General features: G+C 57.9%; 10 protein-coding genes and 1 rRNA gene. 7 read left to right on the forward strand and 4 right to left on the reverse strand.

Annotation, left to right across the window (positions count from 1 at the left end):
* Nucleotides 1-68 precede the first annotated feature (68 nt).
* The 4 genes from EH55_RS13450 to EH55_RS06205 all read right to left on the reverse strand — a co-directional run bounded on the left by EH55_RS13450 (nucleotide 69) and on the right by EH55_RS06205 (nucleotide 4,348).
* Nucleotides 69-1,697 carry a hydantoinase/oxoprolinase family protein gene (locus EH55_RS13450; RefSeq protein WP_051682700.1) on the reverse strand — a complete coding sequence of 543 codons (1,629 nt, stop codon included), beginning with the start codon at nucleotides 1,695-1,697 and terminating at the stop codon, nucleotides 69-71.
* 547 nt (nucleotides 1,698-2,244) lie between these two features.
* Nucleotides 2,245-3,087 carry an aminotransferase class IV gene (locus tag EH55_RS06195; protein ID WP_037975835.1) on the reverse strand — a complete coding sequence of 281 codons (843 nt, stop codon included), beginning with the start codon at nucleotides 3,085-3,087 and terminating at the stop codon, nucleotides 2,245-2,247.
* A 405-nt stretch (nucleotides 3,088-3,492) separates the two neighbouring features.
* Nucleotides 3,493-3,783: a hypothetical protein gene (locus EH55_RS06200; RefSeq protein WP_037975808.1), complete on the reverse strand. Its 291-nt coding sequence runs from the start codon at nucleotides 3,781-3,783 to the stop codon at nucleotides 3,493-3,495.
* 1 nt (nucleotide 3,784) lies between these two features.
* Nucleotides 3,785-4,348, reverse strand: a complete 564-nt coding sequence (locus EH55_RS06205) for a DedA family protein (protein ID WP_051682702.1) — start codon at nucleotides 4,346-4,348, stop codon at nucleotides 3,785-3,787.
* 277 nt (nucleotides 4,349-4,625) lie between these two features.
* Between EH55_RS06205 and EH55_RS06210 the strand changes: the two genes are divergently transcribed.
* The 7 genes from EH55_RS06210 to EH55_RS06240 form a co-directional block, all read left to right on the forward strand.
* Complete coding sequence (locus EH55_RS06210; protein WP_051682701.1) at nucleotides 4,626-5,621, forward strand: asparaginase domain-containing protein; 996 nt, start codon at nucleotides 4,626-4,628, stop codon at nucleotides 5,619-5,621.
* Nucleotides 5,618-6,910 carry a 30S ribosomal protein S12 methylthiotransferase RimO gene (gene rimO / locus EH55_RS06215; RefSeq protein WP_037975811.1) on the forward strand — a complete coding sequence of 431 codons (1,293 nt, stop codon included), beginning with the start codon at nucleotides 5,618-5,620 and terminating at the stop codon, nucleotides 6,908-6,910. Before EH55_RS06210 ends, rimO begins: the two co-directional genes overlap by 4 nt.
* Nucleotides 6,907-7,395, forward strand: a complete 489-nt coding sequence (locus tag EH55_RS06220) for a phosphatidylglycerophosphatase A family protein (RefSeq protein ID WP_037975813.1) — start codon at nucleotides 6,907-6,909, stop codon at nucleotides 7,393-7,395. The genes rimO and EH55_RS06220 overlap by 4 nt, the downstream gene beginning before the upstream one ends.
* Nucleotides 7,392-7,889 (forward strand): CinA family protein, encoded by a 498-nt coding sequence (locus EH55_RS06225; protein ID WP_037975814.1) that lies wholly within the window; start codon nucleotides 7,392-7,394, stop codon nucleotides 7,887-7,889. Before EH55_RS06220 ends, EH55_RS06225 begins: the two co-directional genes overlap by 4 nt.
* On the forward strand, nucleotides 7,886-8,467 hold the full coding sequence (gene thpR, locus EH55_RS06230) for an RNA 2',3'-cyclic phosphodiesterase (RefSeq protein WP_037975817.1): 582 nt from the start codon (nucleotides 7,886-7,888) through the stop codon (nucleotides 8,465-8,467). Before EH55_RS06225 ends, thpR begins: the two co-directional genes overlap by 4 nt.
* Before the next feature lie 58 nt (nucleotides 8,468-8,525).
* A complete protein-coding gene (gene recA / locus EH55_RS06235) occupies nucleotides 8,526-9,695 on the forward strand; it encodes a recombinase RecA (protein WP_037975818.1) in 1,170 nt (389 codons plus the stop codon).
* A gap of 412 nt (nucleotides 9,696-10,107) precedes the next feature.
* Nucleotides 10,108-10,730: ribosomal RNA gene (locus EH55_RS06240) — 16S ribosomal RNA — on the forward strand; the annotation flags it as partial.

The raw sequence follows: 10,730 nt of genomic DNA on the forward strand, positions 1-10,730 counted from the left end.
ATTTGAATATGTGCAAAATATACAATCAAACGAATTCTTTGAAGAATTTAAATAAATTATTAAACATATTATTGTGCGTTATGCATAAACGCGCGCCCGCCGAGCCTCGCCGAAGCGAGGCGCCGAGGGACTTTCTCCCTTCCGATGCACTCGTACTCCTCGCTTATCTCGACGGAAACGCCTTCGAAGCCCATCTGCGCGGCGCTCTTCGTCAGATACGCGGCGAGCGCGGCGCGCGAGCGGGCCAAAACGTCTTCGAATACCTCGCCCTTTATCTGCCCTTCGGGGAGGAAGGCGTAGAATTCGCCGTCGAAGAAGCTGTGCTGCAGCGAAACGCTGCACGAAAGAGATAGAGAGCTCGACGCCGCTCCGACCGCGCTCGCTATTTCGGCAAGCTCAGGCACCGTGCAGCCTGCGGCTTTAGCGTAGGCCGGCGCCGGAGCGCCGACGCATACGCGCCTTGCCGTTCCGAGCCGCGCGAATTCGTCCGACAGCCTTTTTGAGACCTCGCGGCGGACCGCGCGTGCGAAATCGGCGCCGGAGAGACCTATGCGCTTTCCCAGCCCGACAGACGCGGAAAGGCTTTTCTCGCTGCCGCCGAGGCCCGCCGCGCCGAGCGCCGCCAACGCGTCGGTCGGGGTGTAGGCGCAATCTTCGCCGGCCGCCGCGCGGCAGCAGGGGACGACCCTTTCGGGGCCTATTTCGAGCGCGCCTTCCTTCGTCACGCAGACTCTGCTGTCTCCTCCGAGCGCGACCGAGCGGATCTCGAGCGACGGTATCATAGTTCTGTACGCGCCTATCTCGGCGCCGCCCTCCGAGAACAGCGCTTTCCCGCCGCGTACCTCGCCTATGTCGGTGGAGGTGCCTCCCATGTCGGCGATCAGCGCGTCTCCCTCTTTAACTCCGGCGAGCAGCATCGCGCCCCTCATGCCAGCCGCCGGACCGGAAAAGAGCGTTTCGAGAGGGAAGCGCGAGCACCAGCTGCCGCATACGAGCGAGCTGTCGCTGCGCACGAACATCACCGGACAGCTGAGCCCGTGCGAGGCGGCACAGAGCTCCACGCCGCCGATAAGCCTGAGCGTGAGGTCTATCAGAGAAGAGTTCAGATATGCCGATAGCGTACGCTTGACGGAGTTGAGCTTCGAGCGCGCCATTTCGTGCCCGCAGGTGATTCCGGCGCAGCCCGCCCTGCTGATGATCGCGGCGGCTTCGACCTCGTGCGCCGGGTTGCGCGGCGAGTAAAGAGAGGATACCGCGAAAAATTCTCCCGCATGCTCCTTCGCGAATCTTGCGACGGCGTTTCTGTCGAGCGGGGTGCGCTCCTCGCCCCAGGAGGTGTGCCCGCCGCTCACGGAAATGAAGGCCGAAGGCGAGGCGACGGAAAGGATTTCATTTTTTATATGCGGGAAGTCGTCGTAGCCTATGAGGACGAGGGCGACCGGCGAGCCCTTGCCTTCGAGTATCGCGTTTGTCGCAAGGGTGGTCGAGATGTTCAGAGAAATTATCTCCCGCGGAGATGCGCTGCGTATGAATTTCCCGATCACCGCTTCGATGGAGCTTTTATAGTCCAAATGGTTCGTCGGCGCCTTTGTGAAAGCCGCTATTTCGCGTTTCCTCGTATCGTAGAGGACCCCGTCCGTGTTCGTCCCTCCGACGTCGATGCCTATAGTCAGCCTCTTCCGCGAATCTTCGCACATTGCCGCCACCGTCCCGCGATGATATTTTATTTTTGCCGCTATCCTAAATAAAATCCCGCAAATTGTCATTATCGGAGGGCACAAGCTGAACGCGGCGCGTCGCCGCTTCGTTGTGCAAAACGCCAGCGGCGCGTAAAAAGCGCCTGACGAAGAGAGGCTTCGCCGAAGGGCTCGGCGGGCGGCGCTCCCCTGCGAATTGCGGGCGAGCCGCCTAAAAATAAAAAGGGGCGCGCTGCGGCGAGAAATCGCCTCTGCGGCCCACTGCCGTTTAAAATTTTATATAGTCATTCAACTTGTATGCGATAACGTAGGACGGAAATGAGCGCCTCGTTTATTTTTTATGTTTTTGTCACGCGGATTTGCTCAAGAGCAACGCCCTTCGCACTTTTTTTTCGTGAGCGGCGTCAGCCGCGAACAAATCCGTGTGATTTACTTCCGTCAAGCATGTATTTTACAGCGCGTTCTCCTAGGCCTTTAGAATATACTGTCATGAGTTTCGGATACGCCTTATCCTTACTCTTGTATAGTTGACGTAGTTATAATATCGCTATTTATCCATCCAGCGCCCTTTATTCTTCACGAAGAGATGGCGCAGGGCCTGCGCGACGGGGCCGGGGCGTCCGTTTCCTATCTTTACCGCTCCGATGCGTACGACGGGAAGTACTTCCTTCACGCTGCCGGTGATGAACGCCTCGTCGGCTTCGGCGAGCTCGCTTTCGCGCGGGCAGCGCTCTTCGACCTTGAAGCCGTTCTCCGCGGCGAGAGTCAGGATGATGTCGCGCGTTACTCCCTTCAGGACCTTGCCCACCGGGGCCGTGACGATCTTTCCCTCCTTGCAGATGAAGAAGTTGCTGCTCATCGACTCAGTAACTTCGCCCTCCGGCGTGATGTAGAGCGATTCGAACTTAGCGTCTTCGGCCTTGCCGAGCGGGATGAAGCCGAAAAGATAGTTCGTGCTCTTGATGAGGGGGAAGGGACGCGCGGTGTGGTTCGGCACGAGGACGACGCCCTTCTCCCTCTCCTCGGGCGTGGGGCCGTGAGAGTCCTCGAAAATCACGAAGAAGCGCGGATTCGGGAAAACTCCCCTGTTGTTGACGTCCCCGCCGGTTATATAGGGTTTAGCGAGGCCGTCGAAACCTCTGTTTTCCTCCTGCGCGAGCCATCCGCGGATGACGCCGGGGAGCTTCCCGATTATACCCGCCGCCTCTATCCCAGCGCCCGCCACGCTCCCCGCCAGTCTGTCAAGGTGCATGGTCATTGCGAAGGGCGTACCGTCGTATATCCTTATAGATTCAAAGGCCCCCACTCCGCGCTGGATCGCCAGGTCCGTCAACGGCAGAGAGCATTCCTCCATCGGGGCGTATTTTCCATCGTAATAGCATACAGCCACTTGCAATACCTTCTTTCGATCCAAATAAAAAATTATCTCGGCCGGCCGCATTTCGGCCAATTCACAAAAGTATACCACTATGCGGCGCGCCGCGGCGGATTTCCGAAAAAACGCCCTCTTTCTGACCATTTCAGCGCCTTTTCAACACTCTGGTTAGAATGTGTTAGAAAGCGTTGGAAAGGCGCTGGAATGAAAAGCTGCTAAACGAAACTGGGGCAAACGCCGTCCATCCGCGGCTGTTTTCGCTGTCGTTGCCTTGTCCAAAGAGACGCGTCGGGAGACGGCCTTCGCGCGCCCGCCTGTTCGAATATAGCGAGCGCGCCCTTCAGTTCGAGGAAGAAAAAGTCGTCATCCGTAAGGATCGCCGCCGCTCCCCGCGAATCGCCCGCTTCGGCGGCGTCCGGCTCAGCCGAATATGTCCGGCAGCCCCTCGTCGATCCTGTAGTTCCTGTAATAGAGGACTACGTCGCAGGCGACGAGCGTCATGTTCACCGAGTAGGGTATCAGCATATAGGCCGCCGTCCCGCTGATCAGGACCTTTGTTATGCCGGCCAGGTAGCCGGCGAGGATGATCAGCATGAAGGCGAGGCTTTTGCCCTTCCTTGTGCGGCTGACCCAGGATTTGTGTATCGACGCCGGCCAGGCCGCCGCAAAGCATAAAAGCATTATCGTTTCAAATATATTTCCCCACGGCATTTTATTTTTTTCTCTGCCTCCTTTTATATATTACTACGTAAACCGCTATCAGCGCGGTGCACCCCACGATCAGAGACATACTCGCTTTTTTCATTTCGCTGTGTATCAGCTCGCCGCTGCTGCCGAAGAAGTATCCGACGAGGGCCAGTATAACGACCCAGACGCCGGAGCCGAGAGCGGTGTAGAAGGTGAACTGCGGCAGGGGCATCCTCGCGAGTCCCGCCGGCAGAGATATGTACTGGCGTATCACTGGCAGCAGACGTCCCGTGAAGGTGCTGATGTGCCCGTGGCGCGCGAAAAATTTTTCGGCTTTTTTCAGCGATTCTTCTGTGACGAAGAAGTATTTTCCGTATTTCTCAAACAGCGGACGCCCCCAGCGGACGGCTACCCAATAGTTGAATAGCCCCCCCAAGACGCTTCCGGCGATGCCGCTCGCTATTACGAGGAAGAGATTCATTTCGCCCTTCCACGCGAGATAGCCGGCCGGAGGCACGACGACCTCGCTCGGGAAAGGGAAGAAAGAGGATTCAAGGAACATGAGCCCCGCGATTCCCGCGTAGCCCATACGGCCTATGACGCCGACGAGCCACTGTACGAGCGTCGAGAATATTTCCGCCGCGTGAGCGATGATGTATGCTGCCGAGTCCAAAAGCGAAACTCCTCCCACGAGAATTTAACATTAAGAAGATATACTCAACGGCCGTAAAAGTCCATAGGGTCTTATTCAAATTGCGGCATCTGCGGCATTTGAGAGCGGTAATTTGAAACATATGCGGCTTTGCGCTAAAATGCAACATGGAAGATAAGCGTTTGCATGATGGGTAACGGATGGAGGAATGGATTTGCTTCCGCAGACAAAATTAGCGCTTGTTATTGCAGGCAACTTTTTTTCCGACGAGGACAACGCGGACCCGGGGCTTCTGCTCGGCTATCTGCCCGAAGAGCTCGCGGCCCGCTGCGAAATCAAAGAATGGAGCACTCAGCCAAGCTCTCACTATTCGATGTCGATGACGCTCGCGATGGAGGGGATGTTCGAATCCCTCGCCGACGAAGGATACGCGGGGATAATCGTCGTGTCGGGAAGCGGGGTCATGGAGGAGATGGCTTATCTCGTAAATCTTCTGTGGCAGCATGAAGCGCCGGTGATATTCGCAAATCTCATGGTGCAGGGACGCGCGGGCGTGAAGGAGGGGCTGATGAACCTTCACTGCTCGGTGCTAGCCGCGCTCTCAGACGACGCGAGGGGCAGGGGCGTCCTTCTCTGTTCGAGCGGGGAACTCTTCGCGGCGGACGACGTGACGCTCGCCGACCCGGGCTCCCCCGACAACGCCTTCCAGTCGCCTGACAGAGGCTCCGTCGGCAAGATGTTGAACGGCGAAATAAAATTTTTCTGCGAAGCGAAGCGCCCCTCTTTTCTCGCGCGCCGGCCGGAGGAACTGCCGAACGTCGAAATAATGCTTGCGTGCCTCGGCGGCGGCGACATACTCATTTCTTCGCTTGCCTCGAGCAGGGATCTCGGCGGGCTCGTCTTGGCCGGCTTCGGCGCGGGAAACGTCCCGCCGTCGTGGGTGCCGACCGTGCGCAACATCCTGCGCCGCCGCATCCCCGTCGTCATCACCTCTCGCTGTCTTCTCTCGCACGTCCATAAGACGAACGATTTCGAGGGCTCCTTCGACAAGCTGACGGAAATGGGCGTCATGTCGGGAGGCAGGCTGAACCCCTACAAAGCCCGCATACGCCTTGCGCTCGGCATCTCGGCCGGGCTCACGGACGACGGGCTCTCGCTCTATCTGCTCAACAGACCCGTCTGCGATGATGTGAAGACCCTTTATAAATGAAAATATTCTGTTTGACGCTCGGCTGCGCGAAGAACAGAGTCGACAGCGAATGCCTCGCCGGCGCGCTCGACGCGGCTGGGCATACCGTCGTGCCGTTGGTCGAAGAGGCTGACTGCGCGCTCGTCAACACCTGCGGCTTCATACGCCCCGCGGTCGAGGAGAGCGTCTCCGTGATTCTCGACCTCGAGGAGCTGAAAAAAAATAAAAAGTTAAAGATGATAGGCGTCGTCGGCTGCCTGGTGAACAGATACGGAGACGACCTGCGAAAAGAGGTGCCCTCCGTCGATTTCTGGGCGCGCTGCGAAGAGTGGGGCAAGGTGCTCGAAGCGCTGAAAACGCCGCTCCCCGACCTTCGCAGGCGAGGTTTCCTGCCGTCCTCTTCCCGCTTCTCGCGCTATCTGAAGATAAGCGAAGGCTGCGACAACAGATGCTCCTACTGCGCGATTCCTTTTATACGCGGACCGCTGCGCTCCCTGCCTATAGACGTCGTCGTCCGCGAAGCCTGCCAGCTTGTCGGGGAGGGCGCGCGCGAGCTCTGCGTCGTCGGGCAGGACCTGACCGTCTACGGAACGGATTTTGACGGCAGGCCTCGTCTTATAGAGCTGCTCGACGCTCTGGAAAGCTCCCTGCCGCGGGATCTGTGGATAAGGCTGCTCTACCTGCACCCGTCGCGCGTGAACGAAAAGCTGATAGAGCGCGTCGCGGGCGGCACGCAGATACTGCCCTACCTCGACATACCGGTGCAGCACGGCGACCCTGAGATGCTCGCGACGATGAACCGCGGCATAGAGCCGGACGCGTTGCGCTCCATCTTCGCCGCGGCGCGCACAATAAATCCCGACTTCGCGCTGAGGACGACCTGCATGGTAGGCTTTCCCGGGGAAAAGAAAAAGCACTTTGATAATTTAATGAATTTTATAAGAGAAGTGCAGTTCGACAGGATGGGAGCCTTCTCCTTCTTCGCCGAAGAGGGCACGCCCGCCGCCGAGCTGCCGGCGCAGCTGTCGGAGCGCACGAAGAAAAAACGCCTCGGCGAGCTTATGGGCCTGCAGGAGGAGATATCGCTCGGCCGCCAGAATCGCTTTGAAGGGCGCGAATTGAAGGTGCTCGTCGAAAAAATAGACAAAGAAGAAAATTACGCCGAGGGGCGTTCGTACCGCGAAGCGCCGGAGGTGGACGGAACGATAGAAATACGCGACATAAGGGACGGCCTGAAGGAGGGCGACGTAATCGCGGTGCGCGTGACCGGCGTTATGCCGCACGATATGATGGGAGAAGAAATAATATGATACTCACCGATGAAATGAAAACATGGTACGGAATGGTCGCGACGCTCGGGACGCTAGGGCGCTTTTCAAAGATGCCGGGCACGCTCGGCTCGATCGCCGGCACGGCCATATGGCTCGCGGCCGGCGGGCTGCCCGTATGGGCGATAGCGGCCGCCGCCGTCGTCGGCTGCGCCGCGGCAGACAGGTACGAAAAGGCCGCGGAGCGTGCGGATCCGGGGGAAGTAGTAATCGACGAAGTCGTCGGCGTCTGGATATCGTCGTGGGGGTTCGACCTCTCCTACGCGGTAGTGGCGCTCTTCCTTTTCCGTCTAATCGACATCACCAAGCCCTTCCCGATCAAATTGTTCGAAAAGCTGCCAGGCGGCGTCGGGATCGTGGCCGACGACTGCGTCGGCGGCGTGATAGTCAACCTGCTTATCCGCGCGCTGCACTGGCTCTTCTTCGCCGGTGGCCTGACCGTGATACTGGGGATGGTCGGAAGATGACGGATAGAATCAAAGCTCTCGCCGTGGAAGTCATAGAGGCCTTCCGTTCGCGCGTCATCTCCCTTTCGCTCGCCGAGTCGTGCACGGGCGGCATGATCGCCGCCGCCGTCACGGAGATAGCCGGCGCGTCGGACATATTCAGCGGCTCGGCCGTGACATACGTCAACGAAGCGAAAGAAAACATCCTCGGCGTATGTCCTGAGACGCTTGCGGAGCACGGCGCGGTCAGCGAAAAGTGCGCGCGCGAAATGGCCGAGGGTTCGCGCAGGATATTCGGCTCGGACATCGCCCTTTCCGTGACCGGTATAGCGGGCCCCGGCGGCGGCTCGACCGCGAAGCCCGTCGGAACGGTGTGGTTCGGTTGCGCTTCCGCGGCGGGGACGGAGGCCTTCGTCTGCCATTTCGGCGGCGGACGCCGCGACGTGCGCCGCCAGAGCGTGGAGCGCGCGCTTTCGCATCTGCTGAAGGCGTGCGGCGAAAGCGGAGTAAAATGACCTCCGGCCGCCCCGTGGAGCTCACGCGCGCCTTCATCTGCGTGAAGCTGCCGCAGACGCACACAGAGGCGCTCGGTGCGTGGCTTGACGCGCGCCGAGCGGACTGCCGCAGCATAAGGTGGGTATCGGCAAAAACCCTCCACATAACGCTGAAATTCTGCGGCGAGATAGAGCCGGAAACACTCTCGGCGATATGCGGGCTGCTGAGAAAAGAAAAACTCGGCGGGAAATTCTCCCTCTCCCTATCCGGCGTCGGCGGCTTCCCGAAACTTTCGTCGCCACGCGTGATATGGAGCGGGATAAACGGAGACATCGAGAAACTGGGAAAACTGCACCGTGCCGTGGAAGAGTACGCGCACCGCTGCGGCGTCGCGAAAGAAAAAAAATTCTCGCCTCATATAACGCTTGGGCGTAGAAAAGAGACGGGCGCGCTTGCGGAAAATATCGTCGCGTCGCTTCAAAAAGATAAGATCGAGCTTCCGGAGTGGAGCGTTGAAGAAATAATAATGATGAAGAGCGAACTGACGCGGGACGGCCCTGTCTATACGCCGCTTGAGCTCTTTTCACTGCAAAAATAACTGATATAATACTGTATGTAAACATAAAATAAAAAATGCAGAGGACGGAGGCAGAAACATGGCAAAGAAAAGTTCAGGTTCCGCGGCTGTGACGAAAGAAGACGTGCTGACCCAGGCCATCAACGAGATAAAAGGAAAATTCGGCGACGGCTCCATAATGCGCCTCGGCGACGAGGTGCAGAAGGCCGTCGAATTCATACCGACCGGGATACTGCCGCTCGACGTGGCCCTCGGCATCGGTGGAGTCCCGCGCGGGCGGGTCGTCGAGATATTCGGCCCGGAGGGCGGCGGCAAAACCACTATAGCGCTGCACATACTCGCCGAAGCGCAGAAAGCCGGCGGCATAGCGGCCTTCATAGACGCGGAGCACGCGCTCGACCCGCGCCTCGCCGCGACGCTCGGAGTAGACACGGCGAACCTTTACCTTTCGCAGCCGGACAGCGGCGAGCAGGCGCTCTACATCGTGGACACGCTCGTGCGCAGCGGCGCGCTCGACGTCATTGTCATAGATTCGGTCGCCGCGCTGACCCCTCAGGCGGAGATAGACGGAAAAATGGGCGAAGGCAACCAGGTCGGCCTCCACGCGCGCCTGATGAGCTACGCTCTGCGCCGCCTAACCGCGTCGATAGCGAAAAGCAAGACGACGGTCATATTCATCAACCAACTGCGTTCGACGATAAGCACCGGCTACAGCAGCGGCCCGACAGAAACCACGACCGGAGGCCGCGCGCTGAAATTCTACAGCTCCGTCAGAATCGAAGTAAAGCGTGGCAAAGCCGTTACGCAGGGCGAAACCACGATAGGACACGAGCTCTACATCAGAGTAGTGAAAAACAAACTCGCGCCGCCCTTCCGCACAGCCCACACGACGCTGATCTACGGCAAGGGTGTGCCGAAGGCGATAGCCGTCCTCGACATGGCCATCGACCACAACGTCGTGAAGCGCAGAGGCTCGTGGCTCGCGTACCACGGTGAGACGTTGGCGCAGGGCAAAGAGACGACGGCCGCGTATATCGGAGAGCATCCGGAACTGATGGAAGAAATAAGGAAAGAAGTCCTCGACAAAGTCGCGGCGGGGCTCGGCCTCATCGACGCGCCGAAAGAAGAAGAGCCGGAAGAAAATCCGCTCGACGACAGCGTCGAAGCGCTCCTTGAAGAGGGCGTCCTAAAGCTCGACATATCGGAAGATACCGACGACGCCAAAGATTCTAGCGAAAACGCCGAGTAGCGCGAGCTGAAAAATCTAATCAGAAAATAAAAAATTAAAAACGCGGCGTCCTTTTTCGATAAAAGAGCGTCGCGTTTTTAAATGTCAACTAACACCCCAACAATAAAATTGAGAATAAGCTTTTCGTTTTGAAAAGAAAACAAATAGATTGCTTTTAGACAGTTTTAGTGATTTTTAGTGTTTATTGACGTAGGGTTTTTGTATGCTATACTTATCAATGCGCTGTCAAAGAGGGCGCCGCCCTCAAAAATAGCGCAGGCACCATGACAAAGGGATAAGGAAAGCAAAGTAGAAGCGTCCTTAGAGCAGAAAGCCGAGAGGCGGTAGCGCTAAGGTAGCGGGCCTGAGAGAAAAGGAGCCCTGTGCCCGGTCAAGCCGGGAGAGGGAGACCAGTCGAGCAGCGCGTCAGCATCAAACGGAGAGTTTGATCCTGGCTCAGGACGAACGCTGGCGGCGCGCCTAACACATGCAAGTCGAACGGGGATCATGTAGAAGCTTGCTTAGACATGATTTTAGTGGCGGACGGGTGAGTAACGCGTGAGGACTTGTCAGTTACAGGGGGACAACGGATGGAAACGTCAGCTAATACCCCATAAGCCGAGAGGTAAAAGGAGCGATCCGGTAACAGAGAGACTCGCGTTCCATCAGCTAGTTGGAGGGGTAAAGGCCCTCCAAGGCGAAGACGGATAGCCGGACTGAGAGGTTGACCGGCCACATTGGAACTGAGAGACGGTCCAGACTCCTACGGGAGGCAGCAGTGGGGAATATTGGGCAATGGGGGAAACCCTGACCCAGCGACGCCGCGTGGGTGAAGAAATCCTTCGGGATGTAAAGCCCTGTTTTGCGGGAAGAAGCGAGTGACGGTACCGCAAGAGAAAGCCACGGCAAACTACGTGCCAGCAGCCGCGGTAATACGTAGGTGGCAAGCGTTGTCCGGAATTACTGGGCGTGAAGCGCACGCAGGCTGATAATCAAGTCGGCTGTAAAAGCAGAGGCTCAACCTTTGCATCACAGTTGAAACTGATAATCTAGAGT

The organism is Synergistes jonesii, assembly GCF_000712295.1.
Taxonomy (GTDB): Bacteria; Synergistota; Synergistia; order Synergistales; family Synergistaceae; genus Synergistes; species Synergistes jonesii.

What these genes read in the sequence shown, in the direction of transcription:
- EH55_RS13450 (WP_051682700.1), bottom strand. Translation starts at nt 1,697, where the DNA reads ATGTGCGAAGATTCGCGGAAGAGGCTGACTATAGGCATCGACGTCGGA.
- EH55_RS06200 (WP_037975808.1), bottom strand. Translation starts at nt 3,783, where the DNA reads ATGCCGTGGGGAAATATATTTGAAACGATAATGCTTTTATGCTTTGCG.
- EH55_RS06205 (WP_051682702.1), bottom strand. Translation starts at nt 4,348, where the DNA reads ATGGGCTACGCGGGAATCGCGGGGCTCATGTTCCTTGAATCCTCTTTC.
- rimO (WP_037975811.1), top strand. Translation starts at nt 5,618, where the DNA reads ATGAAAATATTCTGTTTGACGCTCGGCTGCGCGAAGAACAGAGTCGAC.
- EH55_RS06220 (WP_037975813.1), top strand. Translation starts at nt 6,907, where the DNA reads ATGATACTCACCGATGAAATGAAAACATGGTACGGAATGGTCGCGACG.
- EH55_RS06225 (WP_037975814.1), top strand. Translation starts at nt 7,392, where the DNA reads ATGACGGATAGAATCAAAGCTCTCGCCGTGGAAGTCATAGAGGCCTTC.
- thpR (WP_037975817.1), top strand. Translation starts at nt 7,886, where the DNA reads ATGACCTCCGGCCGCCCCGTGGAGCTCACGCGCGCCTTCATCTGCGTG.
- recA (WP_037975818.1), top strand. Translation starts at nt 8,526, where the DNA reads ATGGCAAAGAAAAGTTCAGGTTCCGCGGCTGTGACGAAAGAAGACGTG.